Source organism: Sulfitobacter sp. THAF37, from assembly GCF_009363555.1.
In the GTDB taxonomy this organism is placed as follows: Bacteria; Pseudomonadota; Alphaproteobacteria; order Rhodobacterales; family Rhodobacteraceae; genus Sulfitobacter.
Genome location: NZ_CP045372.1, coordinates 2,561,669 through 2,580,548 on the forward strand (window position 1 = coordinate 2,561,669; position 18,880 = coordinate 2,580,548).

General features: G+C 65.6%; 13 protein-coding genes. 8 read left to right on the top strand and 5 right to left on the bottom strand.

Annotated elements, in window-relative coordinates; genetic code table 11:
• Nucleotides 1–33: 33 nt before the first annotated feature.
• From FIU94_RS12565 to uvrA, 8 genes are all read left to right on the top strand, one after another.
• The gene (locus tag FIU94_RS12565; RefSeq protein ID WP_152466118.1) at nucleotides 34–3,423 is read left to right on the top strand and encodes an AsmA-like C-terminal region-containing protein; all 3,390 of its coding nucleotides are present in this window, start codon (nucleotides 34–36) and stop codon (nucleotides 3,421–3,423) included.
• A 9-nt stretch (nucleotides 3,424–3,432) separates the two neighbouring features.
• The gene (gene queA, locus FIU94_RS12570) at nucleotides 3,433–4,494 is read left to right on the top strand and encodes a tRNA preQ1(34) S-adenosylmethionine ribosyltransferase-isomerase QueA (RefSeq protein WP_152466119.1); all 1,062 of its coding nucleotides are present in this window, start codon (nucleotides 3,433–3,435) and stop codon (nucleotides 4,492–4,494) included.
• Nucleotides 4,495–4,572: 78 nt separating this feature from the next.
• Nucleotides 4,573–5,832, top strand: coding sequence for an MFS transporter (locus FIU94_RS12575; RefSeq protein ID WP_152466120.1), 1,260 nt, complete (start codon nucleotides 4,573–4,575; stop codon nucleotides 5,830–5,832).
• A 120-nt stretch (nucleotides 5,833–5,952) separates the two neighbouring features.
• Complete coding sequence (locus tag FIU94_RS12580; protein WP_152466121.1) at nucleotides 5,953–6,540, top strand: DUF924 family protein; 588 nt, start codon at nucleotides 5,953–5,955, stop codon at nucleotides 6,538–6,540.
• Between the two features lie 437 nt (nucleotides 6,541–6,977).
• A complete protein-coding gene (lpdA, locus tag FIU94_RS12585) occupies nucleotides 6,978–8,387 on the top strand; it encodes a dihydrolipoyl dehydrogenase (protein ID WP_152466122.1) in 1,410 nt (469 codons plus the stop codon).
• 274 nt (nucleotides 8,388–8,661) lie between these two features.
• Nucleotides 8,662–9,222, top strand: coding sequence for a methyltransferase (locus FIU94_RS12590; RefSeq protein ID WP_152466123.1), 561 nt, complete (start codon nucleotides 8,662–8,664; stop codon nucleotides 9,220–9,222).
• A gap of 9 nt (nucleotides 9,223–9,231) precedes the next feature.
• Nucleotides 9,232–10,392 carry an MFS transporter gene (locus FIU94_RS12595; RefSeq protein ID WP_152466124.1) on the top strand — a complete coding sequence of 387 codons (1,161 nt, stop codon included), beginning with the start codon at nucleotides 9,232–9,234 and terminating at the stop codon, nucleotides 10,390–10,392.
• Nucleotides 10,393–10,472: 80 nt separating this feature from the next.
• The gene (gene uvrA, locus FIU94_RS12600) at nucleotides 10,473–13,349 is read left to right on the top strand and encodes an excinuclease ABC subunit UvrA (RefSeq protein ID WP_152466125.1); all 2,877 of its coding nucleotides are present in this window, start codon (nucleotides 10,473–10,475) and stop codon (nucleotides 13,347–13,349) included.
• 119 nt (nucleotides 13,350–13,468) lie between these two features.
• Here uvrA and FIU94_RS12605 read toward each other — a convergent pair whose 3' ends face one another.
• The 5 genes from FIU94_RS12605 to FIU94_RS12625 form a co-directional block, all read right to left on the bottom strand.
• Nucleotides 13,469–14,527, bottom strand: coding sequence for a hypothetical protein (locus FIU94_RS12605; protein WP_216643253.1), 1,059 nt, complete (start codon nucleotides 14,525–14,527; stop codon nucleotides 13,469–13,471).
• An 82-nt stretch (nucleotides 14,528–14,609) separates the two neighbouring features.
• On the bottom strand, nucleotides 14,610–15,494 hold the full coding sequence (mmsB, locus tag FIU94_RS12610; RefSeq protein WP_152466126.1) for a 3-hydroxyisobutyrate dehydrogenase: 885 nt from the start codon (nucleotides 15,492–15,494) through the stop codon (nucleotides 14,610–14,612).
• Between the two features lie 11 nt (nucleotides 15,495–15,505).
• Nucleotides 15,506–16,531 carry an enoyl-CoA hydratase/isomerase family protein gene (locus FIU94_RS12615; RefSeq protein WP_152466127.1) on the bottom strand — a complete coding sequence of 342 codons (1,026 nt, stop codon included), beginning with the start codon at nucleotides 16,529–16,531 and terminating at the stop codon, nucleotides 15,506–15,508.
• A gap of 8 nt (nucleotides 16,532–16,539) precedes the next feature.
• A complete protein-coding gene (locus tag FIU94_RS12620) occupies nucleotides 16,540–17,682 on the bottom strand; it encodes an acyl-CoA dehydrogenase family protein (RefSeq protein WP_152466128.1) in 1,143 nt (380 codons plus the stop codon).
• 87 nt (nucleotides 17,683–17,769) lie between these two features.
• On the bottom strand, nucleotides 17,770–18,879 hold the full coding sequence (locus FIU94_RS12625) for a carboxylate-amine ligase (protein ID WP_152466129.1): 1,110 nt from the start codon (nucleotides 18,877–18,879) through the stop codon (nucleotides 17,770–17,772).
• Nucleotide 18,880 lies beyond the last annotated feature (1 nt).

The following is an 18,880-nucleotide window of genomic DNA, read 5'->3' on the forward strand; positions in this document are numbered from 1 at the left end:
CGTGCCAAGAGGGCCCGCCGAATTGGGACGACGATGACCGAACCAGCCACACCGCGCCCCAGGCGCAAGGTCCACCAGCACGCGGCGCGCTTCGGCCTGTGGTCGGTGCTGTTGCTGACGCTGGCCGCGGGCGCGCTGGTCGGCGCGCTGTGGCTGTCGATGGGTCAGCCCCTGCGCGCACCGGGCTGGCTGCAGGACCGGATCGAGGCGCGCATCGCCCGCGAACTGCCGGAGGTCCGGGTCAGCCTGGGCGAGGCGGAACTGGTGGTCGAGGAAGGCTGGTTCCCGCGCGTGCGCCTGCGCAACGTCGTGATCGGCACGCCCGACGGGGCCGAGATCCTGCGGCTGACGGAATTCAAGACCGGCTTTGCGCTGCGCCCGCTGCTGGACGGAATCGTGCAGCCGCAGTCGATCTCGATCTCGGGGGTTGTGGTCACTCTGCGGCGTGATGCGCAGGGGCGCGTGGCACTCAGCGCGGGGTTGGGGCCTGCCAGCTTCAGCCGCGAGGCCGCGACCCTGCCGCAGCTGATCGCCCAGCTTGACGGGGTGCTGCAGCGCCCCGCGCTGGAGGCGTTGACCGAGGCGGAGCTGCGCGCGGTCACTCTGCAGTTCGACGACCTGCGCGCGGGGCGCAGCTGGACGATCGACGGGGGTCGGCTGCTGGTGTCGCGCGAGGACGGGATGCTGCGGCTGACGGCGGATCTCGCCTTGCTCAGCGGCGGGTCGGGGGCGGCGACGCTGTCGGCCAACTACGCCAGCCGCATCGGGCAGACCGCCGCCGAATTCGGCGTCAGCTTCGAAGAGGTCCCGGCAGAGGACATCGCCACGCAGGGTCCGGCCTTTGCCTGGCTGGGGGTCCTGCGCGCGCCGATATCCGGCGCAGTGCGCAGCGGGCTGAACGAAGCGGGCCGGTTCGTCCCGCTGAACGCGACGCTGCAGATCGGGGCAGGGGTGGTGCAGCCCAACCCGCAGACCCGCCCGATCCCCTTTGAAGGCGCGCGCAGCTATTTCAGTTACGACCCGGCAGAGGCGCTGCTGCGGTTTGCCGACGTGCGCCTGCGCAGCAAATGGGTCAGCGCGGAAAGTTCGGGCAGTGCCACGCTGGGGCTGACGCCCGAGGGCAAGCTGGGCGATCTGGTGGGGCAGTTCACCATCAGGGACCTGCGCGCCAACCCGGATGACATCTATGACGCACCCGTGGGTCTGGCCGAGACGGACGTCGACTTTCGCCTGCGGCTGAACCCCTTCCGGCTGCAACTGGGGCGGATGCAGATCAACGACCGGGGCCGCACGCTGCTGCTGGACGGAAACCTGTCGGCACGCCCCGACGGCTGGCGGGTGGCGCTGGACGGGCGGATGGACGGTCTGTCGCCCGACCGGCTGCTCGAACTCTGGCCCGAGGGGGTCAAGACCAAGACCCGCGACTGGCTGGTCGAGAACATCCGCGCGGCCGAGGTCAGCAACCTCGACCTGGCGTTTCGGCTGGCGCCGGACAAGGCGCCGCAGACCTACCTCGCCTTCGACTATGACAAGGCGGAGGTGCGGTTTCTCAGGACCATGCCGCCGATGACCGGGGGCAGGGGGCATTTCAGCCTGCTGGACAACCGGCTGGTGGTGGCCGTGGACGCGGCGACGGTGGCGGCGGACGCGGGCGGCGCGGTGCGCATCGGCAACTCCGCTTTCATCATCCCCGATGTCAGCGTGCGCGACGGCCCCCCTGCGGTCATCCGGCTGAACACCGACTCGACCGTCACGGCGGCGCTGTCGCTGCTGAACCGCGCCCCGCTGAGCGTGATGGACAAGGCGAACCTGCCGGTGGACCTTGCAGGGGGACGCGCGTCGCTCAATGGGCAGATCGCCCTGCCGCTCAAGAAGGGAACGCAGGATCAGGTCGTCTTTGACGTCACCGGCACCCTGCGGGACCTCGACAGCGAGTTGCTGATCCGGGACCGCGTGCTGCGCGCGCCCGAACTGGACCTGACGGTGGACAACGACCGCGTGATCCTGACCGGCGCGGGCACGCTGGATGGTGTCGGATTTGACGGCAGTTTCGTGCAACCCATCGGGCCGGGGGCCGGGGCCAGCGGCGTGCGGGCGGACATCACGCTGGACCGGCCCGCACTCGATACCTTTGGCATCGCCCTGCCGCCGGGGACCGTGGCGGGCGAGACCCGCGCGCGGCTGGAGGTCGATCTGCCCAAAGGGCGCGCGCCGCAGTTCGACCTGCAATCCGACCTTGCCGGGCTGCGCCTGTCGGTGCCGCAACTGGGCTGGGCCAAGGCGGCGGGCACCACCGGCAGCTTGCAGGTCAGCGGTCAACTGGGCGCCACCCCGTCGGTTGACCGGCTGGCGCTGTCGGCGGCGGGGCTGACGGCCGAAGGGGCGGTCAGCCTGCGCGAAGGCGGCGCGCTGGAGCGGGTCCGGTTCGACACGCTGCGCGCCGGGGGCTGGCTGGATGCGGCGGTGGATGTGGTCGGGCAGGGGCCGGGCAACCCGGTGCAACTGGTGATCCGGGGCGGCGTGCTGGACCTGCGCAGCGCGGAACTGGGCGGCGGCGCAGATGGCGGTGGCCAGGGCGGCGGCGGCAGGGCACCGCCGATGCAGGTACAACTGGACCGGCTGCAGATCACCGACACCATCGCGCTGACCGATATGCGGGGGAACTTTGCCACCGCCGGGGGGCTGGACGGGTCGTTTCAGGCGCGGCTGAACGGGCAGACCCCGGTTCAGGGCCGGGTCCTGCCCCAGAACGGGCGGTCCGCGGTGCGGATCGTGTCGGCGGACGCGGGCGGTGTGCTGCACTCTGCCGGGTTGCTGCGGCAGGTGGTCGGCGGGCAGCTGTCGCTGACGCTGCTGCCGGTGGGCAGCGGCGGGGCCTTCGATGGCGCGCTCGACGTGACAGACGTGCGGATCAAGGACGCGCCGGGCATCGCGGCCCTGCTCAACGCCGTGTCGGTCGTGGGGCTGATCAACGAACTGAATGGCGACGGTATCTATTTCGACGAGGTGGAGGGAAAGTTCCGGCTGACCCCGAACCGCCTGACCCTGACCGAAGCCAGCGCCGTGGGCGCGTCCATGGGCCTGTCGATGGACGGGATCTATGCGCTCGACAGCGGCACGATCGACATGCAGGGCGTCATCACGCCGGTCTACCTGCTGAACGGCATCGGGTCGGTCCTGACCCGCAAGGGCGAGGGGCTGATCGGGTTCAACTACACCTTGAAAGGCCCCGCACGACAGCCCAGCGTCGGGGTCAATCCGCTGTCGGCGCTGACGCCCGGCATGTTCCGCGACATCTTTCGCAGACCGCCGCCCAAGGTACCGCCTGCGCCGGATGCCCCTTCCGCGCCGCAGCCCGCCCCTGCGCCTGCGCCCGCGCCTGCGCCGCAGAATCCCATTGTCCGGAGCACACCCGGACGCTAAAGCGCGGCCATGAAACTGTCCGATTTCGATTTCGACCTGCCCGAAGAACTGATCGCGACGCGGCCCGCCGTGCCGCGCTCGTCCGCGCGGCTGCTGGTGGCCGACGGCGCGGCACTGCATGACGGGCGGGTGACGGACCTGACCGACTGGCTGCGGCCGGGCGACCGGCTGGTCCTGAACGACACGCGGGTGATCCCCGCGCGGCTGACCGGCACGCGCAGCCGCCAGTCCGCGCAGGGCGAGGTCTCCGCCCGGATCGAGGTCACATTGCTGGAGCCGCGCGCCGACGGCACCTGGGCCGCGCTGATCAAACCCCTGCGCAAGCTGAAGCAGGGCGAGCGCGTCGTCTTCAGCGCCGACCTCAGCGCAACGCTCGAAGCGGTGGCGGAGGGGCAGGGCCACCTGCGCTTCAACTGTAGCGGAGCGGATTTCGACGCGGCGCTGAACGCGGCGGGCGCGATGCCGCTGCCGCCCTACATCGCCGCGAAACGCCCCGCCGATGCCCGTGACAAGACGGATTACCAGACCGTCTGGGCCCGCCATGCCGGGGCGGTCGCGGCACCGACGGCGTCGCTGCATTTCGACGCGCCGCTGCTGGCCGCGCTTGAGGCGAAGGGCGTGACATTCTCGCATGTGACGCTGCACGTGGGCGCGGGGACCTTCCTGCCGGTCAAGGTGGACGACATCACCCAGCACAGGATGCACGCGGAATGGGGCAAGGTAAGCCAGGGCGCCGCCGCCGAGATCGCGGCGACACGGGCGGCGGGCGGTCGGGTGATCCCGGTGGGCACCACCGCGCTGCGCCTGATCGAAACCGCGGCGCGGGACGGCGATATCGCAGCCTGGGAAGGCGACACGGACATCTTCATCACGCCGGGATTCCGGTTCAACGTGACCGATGCGCTGATGACGAACTTTCACCTGCCGCGCTCGACGCTCATGATGCTGGTCTCGGCGCTGATGGGCCGTCAGGCGATCCGGGATATTTATGCCCACGCAATCGACGGAAAATACAGGTTTTTTTCCTACGGCGACGCGTCCCTGCTGATCCCCAAATACGAAAAAAGTTGATCGAATGTCGTCTAACGGGGTGACGTCGCAGCCCAAGAGGTTCAGGGATGGACAGGGCTACGGAATGGATTCGCGACGATGATACAGGTTCTTTCAAGCGCATGGGCGCTCCTTCTGGGCATGTGCCTTCTGATGGTCGGCAACGGCATGCAGGGGACCCTTCTGGGTATTCGGGGCGCGCTCGAAGGGTTCTCGACCTTCGAGATGTCGATCGTCATGTCGGCGTATTTCGTGGGGTTCCTGGGGGGCTCGCGGTTGGCGCCGCACATGATCCGCCGGGTGGGGCATGTGCGTGTGTTCGCGGCGCTTGCCTCGCTGATCTCGGCGGTGATGATCCTGTACCCGACCTTTCCGGCGGTGCCGCTCTGGGCGATCGGGCGGGTGCTGATCGGCTTTTGCTTTTCCGCGGTCTATGTCACGGCGGAAAGCTGGCTGAACAACGCCGCCGACAATTCCAACCGGGGGCAGGCGCTGTCGCTCTACATGATCGTGCAGACCCTCGGCGTCGTGGTGGCACAGGCGCTGCTGCTGGCGGCGGACCCGTCGGGCTATGTACTGTTCGTGATCCCATCGGTGCTGGTGAGCGTGGCGGTCACGCCGATCCTGCTGACGATCAGCCCGACACCGGCCTTTGACACCACCAAGCCGATGAGCCTGCGCGAACTGCTGGGCTATTCGCCACTGGGCTGCATCGGCATGTTCCTGCTGGGCGGCGTCTTCTCGGCGCAGTTCGGCATGGCGCCGGTCTATGGCGCCGAAGCCGGGCTGAGCGTGGCGCAGATCTCGACCTTCGTGGCGACCTTTTTTGTCGGCGCGGTCGTGCTGCAATATCCGATCGGCTGGGTGTCGGACCGGATGGACCGGCGCGCGCTGGTGGTCATCGTGTCGGCCATCGGGGCGGCGGGGTCCGTCCTGGGGATGACGCTGGGGGGCGTGTTCTGGCTGTTGCTGGTCTCTGCCTTCATCGTGGGGGGCATGTCGAACCCGCTGTATTCGCTGCTGATCGCCCACACCAACGACTTTCTGCAGCACGAGGACATGGCGGCCGCGTCGGGCGGGCTGATCTTCATCAACGGGCTGGGGGCGATCCTGGGGCCTGTGATCACCGGTTGGATGATGGGCACGGCACTCGGGCCGGGCGGGTTCTACCTGTTCACCACGATCCTGTTTGCGATCCTGGCCGCCTATGCCGCCTACCGTGCCACCCGCCGCCCCGCCGTGCCGGTGGACGAGACCGGCAGCTACGTGGCGATCTATCCCACGGCCACATCCGTGGCGGTGGAATATGCGCAGGAATATGCCATCGAAAGCGAGCAGGACGGCGAAAATGCACGCTGAAGACCGCAAACGTGTCGCAAATGATACAATTCGTGTGTCGCCGCTCTTGTTAGGATGGTCCTAAGGTGACAATTGCCTGTCCACAGGCAAAGACGGTGTGACGACTGAGGAGTGTGATCCATGCAAGGCCCCGAGCAGATACTGGCATTCTGGCTGGACGAGGTTGGCCCCCAGGGCTGGTACGAGGCCAGCGACACCCTGGATGACACCATCCGCGAGCGGTTTCTGGAAACCTGGGAGGCCGCCTGCGAGGGACGGTTTTCGCTTTGGCTGACCTATCCGTCGGGGGCGCTGGCCTATATCACGCTGATGGACCAGTTTCCGCGCAACATGTTCCGGGGCCGGGGCAAGGCCTTTGCCAGCGACCGCGCGGCGCTTGCCGCGGCCAAGTCCGCGATCGAGCGGGGATGGGATCTGAAGATCGACGAACCGGCGCGGCAGTTCTTCTATCTGCCGCTGATGCATTCCGAAAACCTGTGCGATCAGGAACGCTGCGTGCGGCTGATGTGCGAAAGGATGCCGAAGGCCGGTGAAAGCAACCTACTGCATGCCCGCGCCCACCGCGAGGTCATCCGCCGCTTTGGCCGGTTCCCCTACCGCAACGAGGCGCTGTCGCGGTGCGACACCTCGGGCGAAAAAGCCTATGTCGAGGGGGGCGGCTATGGCCAGACGCTGCGCGAATTGCAGGCGGAAACCGCCGTCGCCTGAGCCTAGGCTCTGGACCCATTAATTCTATACGCTCAGTTTGACAGATTTTTTCGCAGACAAGAAGCATCTGCGCTGGAATAGTGGTTCTATTTCAAACAGATGCGCCGCAGGCTGCGGGAAAATCCGTCAAACCCGTCACGCCGAAGGCGTGCCAGCATGAATCGGCGCTCCTTTGGAGCGACGGGCGGCGATTTCACTTCATTTCAATGTCTTGGGTCGCTTGCAAATAGAACCTACCACTGCCCGGCAGTGCATTGCGCAGCAATGTCCCGAGAGGGGATTGGCTGCACGCCCCAAACCATTGAAATTTCGCGAAATCGCCGCTGAGCATATAGAGTTAATGGGTCCAGAGCCTAGGTCGCTGTCGCGGTTGTGACGGACAGGAAAGTGGTTTAACGGTAAACCACTTCTGACTGTCACATGCGAGGACCCCTGGAATGGCTGCGAAAACCTATGATCTGATCGTGATCGGTGCGGGGCCGGGCGGCTATGTCGCGGCCATCCGTGGCGCGCAACTGGGCCTCTCCGTCGCCATTGTGGAGCGTGAGCACCTGGGCGGCATCTGTCTGAACTGGGGCTGCATCCCGACCAAGGCGCTGCTGCGGTCCTCGGAGGTGTTTCACCTGATGCACCGGGCCAAGGAATTCGGGCTCAAGGCCGAGGGCGTGGATTTCGACCTCGACGCGGTGGTCAAACGGTCGCGCAAGGTGGCGGGGCAGCTGACCAGCGGCATCGGGCACCTGATGAAGAAGAACAAGATCACCGTGGTCATGGGCGAGGCGACGCTGCCCGCGAAGGGCAAGGTCAGCGTCAAGACCGACAAGGGGACCGAAGACCTGACCGCGAAGAACATCGTGCTGGCCACCGGCGCCCGGGCGCGCGAACTGCCGGGGCTGGAAGCGGACGGCGATCTGGTCTGGACCTACAAGCACGCGTTGCAGCCCAAGCGGATGCCGAAAAAGCTGCTGGTCATCGGATCGGGCGCCATCGGCATCGAATTCGCCAGCTTCTACAACACGCTGGGCGCGGACACGACCGTGGTCGAGGTGATGGACCGCGTGTTGCCGGTGGAGGACGCGGAGATTTCCGCCTTTGCCAAGAAGGCCTTCGAGAAACAGGGCATGAAGATCATGCAGAAGGCGATGGTCAAGCAGCTGGACCGCGATGCGAAAGCCAAGGGTGGGGGCAAGGTCACGGCCCATATCGAGGCGGGCGGCAAGGTCGAGAAGCACGAGTTCGACACCGTGATCTCGGCTGTGGGGATCGTCGGCAATGTCGAGAACCTGGGTCTGGAGGACCTGGGCGTGAAGATCGACCGCACCCATGTCATCACCGATGAATATTGTCGCACCGGGGTCGAGGGGCTGTATGCCATCGGCGACATCGCGGGCGCGCCCTGGCTGGCGCACAAGGCCAGCCACGAAGGCGTGATGGTGGCCGAGCTGATCGCGGGCGGGCATCCGCACCCGGTGAAGCCCGAGAGCATCGCGGGATGTACCTATTGCCATCCGCAGGTCGCCTCCGTCGGCTATACCGAGGCGAAGGCCAAGGAGTTGGGATATGAGGTGAAGGTGGGGCGTTTCCCCTTCATCGGCAACGGCAAGGCGATTGCCCTGGGCGAGGAAGGCGGCATGATCAAGACCGTCTTCGACGCCAAGACAGGCGAGCTTCTGGGGGCGCATATGGTGGGCGCGGAAGTGACCGAGCTGATCCAGGGCTACGTGGTGGGCCGTCAGCTGGAGACCACAGAGGAAGATCTGATGAACACCGTCTTCCCGCATCCGACGCTGAGCGAGATGATGCATGAAAGCGTGCTCGACGCCTATGGGCGCGTGATCCACATGTGATTGACCGGGGCGGCGGACGCGCCTTTGGCGCGACGCTACTCTACGGGCGCCTGTTGCGGGCCTGAGCCCATGAGGGCGGGGGCGGCGCGGTCTTGGCGGTGTCCTATCCTGCTGAGAAGGTGTTCAGGGCGCATTGCGTCCTGAACGACCTTTGCTCAGGGTATTGCCCGTGTCAGCCGCGTCAAGGACAGGCCGCTGCGCGGGGCCTTCGGCCTCCTTGACCCGGCAGCCACGCGCGCTGGACGGCATCCGCAGCCGGTGGCATAAGGCAATCATGGTAAGTCTCAATCGTGTCGTCATGCAGCCGGCCAGCCGCCGGATGATCAATGCGCTGGGTCCGGCGGATCTGCATTGCGCAGAGATATCGGGCAAATGGGGCACGCGTTTCGCGTTCAAGTCCTACAGCCAGTTCCGCTATCCCGACTATGACGTCTGCGGCGACCCGTTCACCGACGCGCAGGGCAATCCGCTGAGGTTCGATCTGATCCTTGCCAATCAGGTCTGGGAACATCTGGACCGGCCCTATGCGGCGACGCGCAATGTCCACGCCATGCTGCGCCCGGGCGGGTATTTCTGGGTTGCGGTGCCGTTCTTCGTGCCGCTGCATGCGGCGCCGCAGGACAATTCCCGCTGGAGCGCCCGGGGTCTGAAGAACCTGCTGATCGAGGGGGGCTTTGACGAAGACGCCATTCATGCGGAGCAATGGGGCAATCGCCACGTGGCGCGGCGCAACCTGGAGGATACCTGGCCGCCGGTCTATGATGCCGAGACCGACGACATCAGGAACGACCCGAACATGCCGGTCTGTTCCTGGGCGCTGGCCCAGAAGGTCTGAAGGCGCAGGATGCCGACGCGGCAGACCTCCTTTGCGCTGGTGCTGGCGCTCTGGGCCGCCGGGCTGGGGGCGGCGGCGCAATATGGCAAGGTTTCGGTGATCTTCGACATGTTGCCGTCGGTCTACCCGGGCGCGGGCGCGACGCTGGGTTTCGCCGTGTCGCTGGTGGGCTTTGTCGGCATCCTGCTGGGGGTCGTGGCGGGGCTGGTGGTGGCGCGCGTGCGGTACCGGCGCGCGCTGCTGGCGGCGCTCTGGCTGGGGGCGGTAATGTCGCTGGTACAGGCGCTGCTGCCGCCGCTGCCGCTGTTACTGGTCACGCGGGTGGTCGAGGGGGCCTCGCATCTGGCGATCGTCGTGGCGGCGCCGACGCTGATCGCACAGCTGAGCGCAGACAGGGACCGCGGGTTTACCCTGACGCTATGGGGCACCTTCTTTGGCGTGGCGTTTGCCGTGATGGCGGTCGCAGGCCGACCACTGGCGCTGAGCTATGGGGTCCCGGCGGTCTTTGCCGCCCATGGGGCGTATATGGCGATCTGTGCGCTGTATCTGTCGTCGCGGCTGCGCAGCCTTCCTGACGAGGGGCCGCTGCCCGCGCTGTCGGTCGGGCGGCTGCTGCGGGACCATGTGGCGATCTACCGCTCGCCGCGGCAATCGGCGGCGGGTCTGGGGTGGCTGTTCTATACCTTCAGCTTCGTGTCGATCCTGACTGTCCTGCCGCCCTATCTGACCCCCGCCGCGCGGGGCTGGATCATGGGGGCGATGCCGCTGGTCAGCATCGCGGTGTCGATGACGTTCGGCGTTGTCTTGCTGCGCCGGATCTCTGCGGTCCGGGTGGTCGAGGCGGGCTTCGCCGGGTCGCTGGCGGCGGCGCTGTGGCTCTGGCTCAGTCCCGGCGCACCGCTGGCCTGTCTGGCGCTGGCGGCGGCAATGGGGCTGATCCAGGGGGCGAGCTTTGCCGCCGTGGCGCAGCTGAACGACAGCGCCGCCGCCCGGGCGCGGGCCAACGGGGCGATGGCGCAGATGGGCAATCTGGGCAACACCATCGGCACCCCGGTGATGGCCGCCGGGCTGCTCTGGCTGGGCTATGCCGCCCTGCCGGTGCTGGCCGGGGGCGCGTTCGCGGCGGGACTGCTGGTCCATCTGTGGCTGGGCCAGCGCCGCGCCGCCTGAATGTTCGCTATTGGTTCTTTATTTGCCATTGGAGAATCCGGTGCAGGCGCCTATATCGCTTGTGGGAAACGGGGTGCTGTATGGCTGAGCTGAAGAACATCGAAGTGCGCGGCGCGCGCGAACACAATCTCAAGAACATCGACGTGGACATTCCGCGCGATCAGCTGGTGGTCATCACCGGGCTGTCCGGGTCGGGCAAGTCCAGCCTGGCCTTCGACACGATCTATGCCGAGGGGCAGCGCCGCTACGTGGAATCCCTGTCCGCCTACGCGCGCCAGTTCCTCGACATGATGCAAAAGCCGGATGTGGACCACATCAGCGGCCTCTCGCCCGCGATCAGCATCGAACAGAAGACGACGTCGAAGAACCCGCGCTCGACCGTGGGCACCGTGACCGAGATCTACGACTACATGCGCCTGCTGTTCGCCCGCGTCGGCACGCCCTATTCCCCCGCCACCGGCAAGCCCATCGAGGCGCAGCAGGTGCAGGACATGGTGGACCGCATCATGACGATGGAGGAGGGGACCCGCGCCTATCTGCTGGCCCCGATCATCCGCGACCGCAAGGGAGAATACCGCAAGGAATTCGCCGAGCTGCGCAAGCAGGGCTTCCAGCGGGTCAAGGTGGACGGGGCGTTCTACGAGCTGGACGCGCCGCCGACGCTGGACAAGAAGTTCCGCCATGACATCGACGTGGTGGTGGACCGGATCGTGGTCCGCGAGGGGCTGGAGACGCGGCTGGCCGACAGCCTGCGCACCGCGCTGGATCTGGCCGATGGCATCGCGGTGCTGGAAACCGCCCCGTCCGAAGGCGAGCCCGAGCGGCACACATTCTCCGAGAAATTCGCTTGCCCGGTCAGCGGTTTCACCATCCCCGAGATCGAGCCGCGGCTGTTTTCCTTCAACGCGCCGTTCGGGGCCTGCCCGGATTGCGACGGGCTGGGGGTGGAGCTGTTCTTTGACGAACGCCTCATCGTGCCGGACCAGAACCTCAAGATCTACGACGGGGCGCTGGCGCCCTGGCGCAAGGGCAAGAGCCCGTATTTCAAGCAGACCATCGAGGCGATCGCGAAGCATTACCAGTTTGACCAGCAGACCCGCTGGAAGGATCTGCCCGACAAGGTGCAGCAGGTGTTTCTCTACGGGTCCGGCAAGGAAGAGATCAAGTTCCGCTACGACGAGGGCGGGCGCGTCTACGAGGTCAGCCGCGTGTTCGAAGGGGTGATCCCCAATATGGAGCGACGCTACCGCGAAACGGACAGCAGCTGGATCCGCGAGGAATTCGAACGCTACCAGAACAACCGGCCCTGCGGCACCTGCAACGGCTACCGTCTGCGGGCAGAGGCGCTGGCGGTCAAGATCGGCACGCCGGACGATCTGCGGCACGCGGGCCAGGTGGTGCAGATGTCGATCCGCGAAGCCTTCGACTGGTGCAACACGGTCCCCGATGCGCTGACCCCGCAGAAGAACGAGATCGCCCGCGCCATCCTCAAGGAAATCCGCGAACGGCTTGGCTTCCTGAACAACGTCGGCCTTGAATACCTGACGCTCGCCCGGTCAAGCGGGACACTGTCCGGCGGGGAAAGCCAGCGTATCCGCCTGGCGTCGCAGATCGGGTCCGGGCTGACCGGGGTGCTCTACGTGCTAGACGAGCCCTCCATCGGTCTGCACCAGCGCGACAACGACCGGCTGCTGGGCACGCTGAAGAACCTGCGCGACCAGGGCAATACCGTGATCGTGGTTGAACACGACGAAGAAGCGATCCGCGAGGCGGATTATGTCTTTGATATCGGACCCGGCGCGGGGGTGCACGGCGGTCAGGTGGTCAGCCACGGCACACCGGACCAGATTGCCGCCGACACGAATTCCGTCACCGGCCAATACCTGACAGGCACCCGCGAAATCGCCGTGCCCGCCACCCGGCGCAAAGGCAAGAAAAAGTCGGTCAAGGTCGTCAAGGCGACCGGCAACAACCTGCAGAATGTCACCGTCGATTTTCCGCTGGGCAAGTTCGTCTGCGTGACCGGCGTGTCAGGCGGCGGCAAATCCACACTGACCATCGAAACCCTGTTCAAGACCGCGTCGATGAACCTCAATGGCGCGCGGCAGACCCCGGCCCCCTGCGAGACCATCAAGGGGCTTGAACACCTCGACAAGGTCATCGACATCGACCAGCGCCCCATCGGGCGCACGCCGCGCTCGAACCCGGCGACCTACACCGGCGCCTTCACCCCGATCCGCGACTGGTTCGCGGGCCTGCCCGAAGCCAAGGCGCGCGGCTACAAGCCGGGCCGGTTCAGCTTCAACGTCAAAGGGGGGCGCTGCGAGGCCTGCCAGGGCGACGGGGTGATCAAGATCGAGATGCACTTCCTGCCGGACGTCTACGTCGAATGCGAAACCTGCAAGGGCGCGCGCTATAACCGCGAGACGCTGGAAATCAGGTTCAAGGGCAAGAGCATCGCGGATGTCCTCGACATGACGGTAGAGGACGCGCAGGACTTCTTCGCCGCCGTCCCGTCCATCCGCGAAAAGATGGATGCGCTGATGCGCGTGGGCCTTGGCTATATCAAGGTCGGCCAGCAGGCGACGACGCTTTCGGGCGGCGAGGCGCAGCGCGTGAAGCTGTCCAAGGAACTCAGCAAACGCTCAACCGGACGCACGCTCTATATCCTGGACGAACCGACCACGGGTCTGCATTTCGAAGACGTGCGCAAGCTGCTCGAAGTGCTGCATGAACTGGTGGATCAGGGCAATTCAGTCGTGGTGATCGAACATAATCTCGACGTGGTGAAAACCGCCGATCACATCATCGACATCGGCCCCGAAGGCGGCGATGGCGGGGGCCGTGTGGTGGCCACCGGGACCCCCGAAGAGGTGTCCGAGGTCACGGAAAGCTATACCGGCCAATACCTCAAACCGATGCTGACCAAGGCCCGGGCCAAGGTCGCGGCAGAGTAGGTCGCGCCCGCCCCGGCCTTCGCGCCCATCCCTAGTTTCATTGTTCAAGAAATACACCACGGGGGTCCGGGGGTGTGAAACCCCCGGTCCGCCCGTTATTCAAATGCTACCGGCCCGGATCAGAGCGCCGCGCGCGCGATCCGGATCAGTTGCAACGTCTCGTACTGGCTGTCACTCAAGCGGATCACCTGGCCGTTCAGCACCGCGTAATTCACATCCGGGGCCGGGGAGGGCAGCCGATAAAGACGGCTCAGTTCCGATTGTGTCAACGCCGCGGTGGGGGCGACGTTCACGCCGCTGTCGATGTCGACCACCTGGGCCAGCTCGTTGATCAGCAGCAGACCGTTGTAGTCGTCCTGCTCCAGAAGCACCGGCATCCCGTCGATCAGCGCATACCGCTGTCCATTCGGCGCGGGGTCGAGACCGAAAAGCCCTGCGATCTGCGCTGATTGCAACAGCAGGTTCTCGGTCGGGGTCGGGTATCTTTGCAGGTAATCGTCGCGCTGGCGAAGCCAGAGGCGGTCGTATTCCGCGTCATCATAGCTCAGCCACTGGTCCTGGGTCACACCCTGTTTCGCCAGACCCGGCGGCACGCAGGCCGGGGTCTTCTTGGCCAGGCCCGGCGGACAGTTGCGATAGGTGATCAGCTCTTCGACGGGCGTATCCGCCACCACCAGCTGCGGCCCGGCCAAGGCCAGCGCGGTCGCGCCGAGAATTTTCAGCACGTCGCGGTCGGCAGGGGCAGTCACGCGCAGCACCTCCTCCGCACGACGATCCCAGTCCTCACCGCGCACCTTGCGATTCTCTGCCTTTTGGGCCTTTTTCGCCTGTCCGGGCGCGTCGTTCTTGGCCTGCGTCGGACGATTTTTGTCGGCCTTTCCAGCCTTCTCCGGCTTGCCCTTTGCCTTTTTCGGCTTGGCCTCCTTCTTGGGGCCCTTGCCGCTGCGGGGCGACGCCTGCTTGGCCTTCTTGGGGCCACCATTGCCTTTCGCGGCTTTGGGACCCTTGCCGTTGCCATTTCCCTTGCCCTGGGTCAGCCAGACCTGCGCGCTGCCGTCACCCGCCGCCAGTGCGGCGCTGGATGTCGATGCGCCAGCAGGCAGTGTCACAGCAGGTGCCGCAAAACCGGATGATGCCATGCCCGCGCTCAGAAGGGTGGCGATTACGATATGTTTCATTTTCTTCCCTCATAAGTCTCTGCGCGGAACACGCGTCATCGTGGACCAATGATTGAAGTGGAAAGAGGTTCCGCCGTCGCGATCAGGCACCGCGTCCGCGCGCGGCCAGGCGCGGCAGCATCGCGGAAAAATCCTTGCCCTTACCATCCTCTTCCTCGACGAACGCCTTGTAAAGTTCCAGTGCGCGCGCCCCCATCGGCGTGTCCGCATCCACCAGCTCTGCCGCCTGCTGCGACAGTCCAAGGTCCTTGAGCATCAGTTCGGCGGCGAAACCCGGTTTGTACCCGTTGTCGGCGGGAGATGTCGGCCCGACCCCGGGCGCGGGGCAATAGGCGTTCATCGACCAGGAATACCCCGAAGAGGTGCTGACCACGTCAAACATGCGCTGCCGGTCCAGCCCCAGCTTGTCCGCAAGGGCGAAGGCCTCGCAGGTGGCGATCATGGTCGCGCCCAGGATCATGTTGTTGCAGATCTTGGCGGATTGGCCCGCGCCGGCCTCACCGCAGTGCACGGCCTTTTGCCCCATGATGTCGAACAGGGGGGCGGCGGCGGCAAAGGCCGCTTCGGACCCGCCTGCCATAAAGGTCAGGGTGCCGGCCTCCGCCCCGCCGACACCGCCTGAAACCGGCGCATCCACCGAAAGAAGCCCTGATTTTTCAGCAGCTTCCGAGGTGTTCCTGGCGCTTTCCACGTCAACTGTCGAACAGTCGATGAAAACCGCGCCTTCGCGCATGTGACCGATCGCCTCTGCCGCGACCTGGCGCAGGATCGACCCGTTCGGCAGCATGGTGATGACCACGTCCGCCCCGGTGACGGCCTCGGCGATGGTCTGCGCCACCTCCACACCGTCGGCGGTGGTGCCCGCCACGTCGAAACCGCGCACCTTGTGCCCGGCCTTGGCCAGGTTGACTGCCATCGGTGCCCCCATGTTGCCGAGACCGATGAAACCGATGTTGAGCGAGGCCATGATGTATCCTTTCAGAGTTTTACTGCATCTGCACCCAGGGGATGCAGCATGTCGGAGATTGCCGCCGGTGGCACCTGACCGCTGGCATGTTGCCAGCGCGGGTTCCGGTCCTTGTCGATGATCGCGGCGCGTATCCCTTCCAGAAAGTCGCCCTGCGCCATCGCGCGGTAGGTGAACCTGTATTCGAGATCCAGCGCCGCCGCCATCGTCGGCCCCGCATCGCGCAGGCGGCGGACGATCTCGATGCAGCAGGCCGCGGACAGGGGAGAGACGCGGGAGATTTTCTTGAGCGCATCCTTTGCAAATTCGCTGTCATCAGTTTGCAAACTGCTCAGAACCGCACCCAGGTCTTCGCCTGCAAAGAGCCGGTCAACCGCGTCGATCTGGTCGCGTAGGGGGCCGGATGGCGGTGTTTGCCCTGATATTTCAGACACATCACCCGAACTTTCCAATTTTGCAATCAATGCGGGCCATTGATCCTCCGGCACATAGGTATCTGCAAACCCTGCAAATATCGCGTCGTCCGGCTCCATCCGCGTCCCGGTCGTGCCCAGGTATTCGCCCAGCCTGCCGGGGGCGCGGGCCAGGATCAACGTCCCCCCCACGTCCGGCACCAGCCCGATGCCGCATTCCGGCATGGCGACCTGGCTGCTGTCACCCACGATCCGGTGCGACCCGTGACAGCCGATCCCGACCCCGCCGCCCATGGTGAACCCCTGCAGCAAGGAAACGATGGGCTTGGCGTAGCTGAACATCTTGTTGTTGAGCCGGTATTCATCGGCCCAGAACCGGCGGCCGTAGGCGTAGTCACCCTTTGTGCCGGTCTCGTACAGCTCGGCGATATCGCCGCCCGAACAGAAGGCGCGGTCTCCTTCGGCGTCGATGATCACCAGGGCCACGGCATCCTGCGTCGCCCAGTCGTCCAGCGCGGCTTCGATGGCGAGGCACATGTCATAGGTCATGGCGTTCAGCGCCTTGGGACGGGTCAGGGTGATGCGCCCCGCGCGCCCGGTGATGCGGATGTCGATGTCACTCATGGCGGCCCTCAGCGGTTCTTGAGCATGTCGCGGGCGACGATCACGCGCATGATTTCGTTGGTGCCTTCGAGGATCTGATGTACGCGCAGATCGCGCACCAGTTTCTCGATCCCGTAGTCGGCAAGATACCCGTAACCGCCGTGCAGTTGCAGGCACTGATCGACCACTTTGCTGCCGGTCTCGGTCAAGAATTTCTTGGCCATGGCGCAGAACTTGGTCGCATCCGGCGCCTTGGTGTCCAGCTTCCAGGCGGCCTGCCGCAGGAAAACCCGCGCCGCCTGAAGCTCGATCTCCATGTCGGCCAGACGAAACTGAAGCCCCTGGAACTGGTCGATGCTCTGCCCGAAAGCACGCCGTTCGCCCATGTAGTCGAGCGTCTTGGTCAGCGCCGTCTGCGCAGCGCCCAGCGAACAGGCGGCGATGTTCAACCGTCCGCCATCCAGCCCGATCATCGCATATTTGAAACCGTCACCCTCATTTCCCACAAGATTGGCAGAGGAAACATCGCAATTGTCGAACTGAACCTGCGCCGTGGGTTGGCTGCGCCAGCCCATCTTGTCCTCCAGCCCGCCAAAGCTGAGGCCCTTTGTCCCGTCCTCGACCAGCAGCGTCGACACGCCCGCCGCCCCATCGTCCGAGGTGCGCGCCATCACCACATAGGCGTCGGAATACCCCCCGCCCGAGATGAAAGCCTTGGTTCCGTTCAGCCGGTAGCCTGCGTTGGTGCGCTCGGCGCGGGTCTTGAGGGCCGCGGCGTCCGAACCGGCGCCGGGTTCGGTCAGGCAGTAGCTGAGCACCGTCTTCATCGCGACCACATCGGGCAGCACCCGGCCTTTCAGCGCGTCGCTGCCGAAGGCGTCGATCATCCGGGCGCACATGTTGTGGATCGACAGGAACGCCGCGACCGACGGGCAGGCCATCGACAGCGCCTCGAACACCAGTGTCGCGTCCAGCCGAGCAAGGCCCGCGCCGCCCGCGTCCTCCGATACGTAAAGCCCGCCAAAGCCCAGCTCGCCGACCTGCAGCCACAGATCCTTGGGGATCGTGCCTTGCTTTTCCCAGGTATGGGCGTGGGGCGCAATCTGCTCCTGCCCGAAATCGCGGGCCATGTCGAAAATGGCGGTCTGTTCCTCGTTCAGTCCGAATTCCATTGTGCCAGGCCTCCTCCGCCCGCAGTTATTGAACGTATGTTTAATTTCCTTCTTTGAGCCTGCAATGCAAGCAGGGATTTCAGGCGGTCACAGGTCGGCATGGAATTCCTCGATCAGGTGGCGCACCACGGCGGCACCGCCTGTGCCATCGGGGGCCGCGTCATGTACCGCGCGCTGGCGCTGCGCGCTGGTGCCCTCCGTCGCCAGGTCGCGCAGGCGCACGATCTCGTCAAGCGTGCCAAGTGCCTCGGCATCCTCGGCCAGCAGGGCAATCAACTCGTCCATCAGCTCGGCGAAGGGCCGGATGCGGCGCTCGCCAAAGTCGATCAGACCTTCGGTCACGCCGTAACGCTGCGCGCGCCAGCGGTTTTCGGAGATCAGGAAACGGTCGTATTCGCGCCAGGTCAGATTGCGGTCGCGCAGGCGCATCAGCATCCTGACCAGCGCCTGCGTCAACCCGGCGAGGGCGATGGAATCCGCCAGCCGGGGCTGTACATCGCAGATCCGTGCCTCCAGCGTGGGATAGCGGTCGGAGGGGCGCAGGTCCCACCAGATCTTGGTCGTGTCCTCGATCAGACCGAGGTCGATCAGCGTGCCGGTGGTGCGTTCGTATTCGCCCCAACTGGCGAAACGGGGCGGCAGGCCGGTGCGCGGCAGGTTGTCGAAGACCGACAGCCGGTAGGAGGCGAGCCCGGTGTCATCCCCCTTCCAGTAGGGCGAGGAGGTCGACAGCGCCAGCAGATGCGGCAGGAAATACGAAAGCTGCGGCATCAGATCCATGCGCAGGCGTTTCTCCTCGACGCCCACATGCACATGCATCCCGCAGATCAGCATCCTACGGGCCACCGCCTCCATCTCGCGCTGCAAGGCGTCGTAGCGGTCCTTTTCGGTGAAATCCTGGTTCTTCCAGTCCGAAAACGGGTGGCAGGACACGGCAATGGGGGCGAGGTTGTGTTGTTTCGCATGCCGCGAGATGCAGCTGCGTAGCCGGGACAGGTCGTCGCGCGCTTCGGCCACGGTTTCGCAGACCTTGGTGCCGACCTCGATCTGGCATTGCAGGAACTCGGGGCTGACCTGTTCCTGCAATTCCTCCCGACAGGCCTGCATCAGCGCATCCGGCGCCGCGGCAAGCGCAAGGCTGTCGCGGTCGACGAGCAGATATTCCTCTTCGATCCCGATGGTAAAGCTGGACTGCATG

Coding starts and splice junctions, on each gene's coding strand:
- lpdA (WP_152466122.1), top strand. CDS start 6,978: ATGGCTGCGAAAACCTATGATCTGATCGTGATCGGTGCGGGGCCGGGC.
- FIU94_RS12620 (WP_152466128.1), bottom strand. CDS start 17,682: ATGGAATTCGGACTGAACGAGGAACAGACCGCCATTTTCGACATGGCC.
- uvrA (WP_152466125.1), top strand. CDS start 10,473: ATGGCTGAGCTGAAGAACATCGAAGTGCGCGGCGCGCGCGAACACAAT.
- FIU94_RS12625 (WP_152466129.1), bottom strand. CDS start 18,879: ATGCAGTCCAGCTTTACCATCGGGATCGAAGAGGAATATCTGCTCGTC.
- FIU94_RS12575 (WP_152466120.1), top strand. CDS start 4,573: ATGATACAGGTTCTTTCAAGCGCATGGGCGCTCCTTCTGGGCATGTGC.
- FIU94_RS12580 (WP_152466121.1), top strand. CDS start 5,953: ATGCAAGGCCCCGAGCAGATACTGGCATTCTGGCTGGACGAGGTTGGC.
- FIU94_RS12590 (WP_152466123.1), top strand. CDS start 8,662: ATGGTAAGTCTCAATCGTGTCGTCATGCAGCCGGCCAGCCGCCGGATG.
- FIU94_RS12605 (WP_216643253.1), bottom strand. CDS start 14,527: ATGAAACATATCGTAATCGCCACCCTTCTGAGCGCGGGCATGGCATCA.
- FIU94_RS12595 (WP_152466124.1), top strand. CDS start 9,232: ATGCCGACGCGGCAGACCTCCTTTGCGCTGGTGCTGGCGCTCTGGGCC.
- queA (WP_152466119.1), top strand. CDS start 3,433: ATGAAACTGTCCGATTTCGATTTCGACCTGCCCGAAGAACTGATCGCG.
- FIU94_RS12565 (WP_152466118.1), top strand. CDS start 34: ATGACCGAACCAGCCACACCGCGCCCCAGGCGCAAGGTCCACCAGCAC.
- mmsB (WP_152466126.1), bottom strand. CDS start 15,494: ATGGCCTCGCTCAACATCGGTTTCATCGGTCTCGGCAACATGGGGGCA.
- FIU94_RS12615 (WP_152466127.1), bottom strand. CDS start 16,531: ATGAGTGACATCGACATCCGCATCACCGGGCGCGCGGGGCGCATCACC.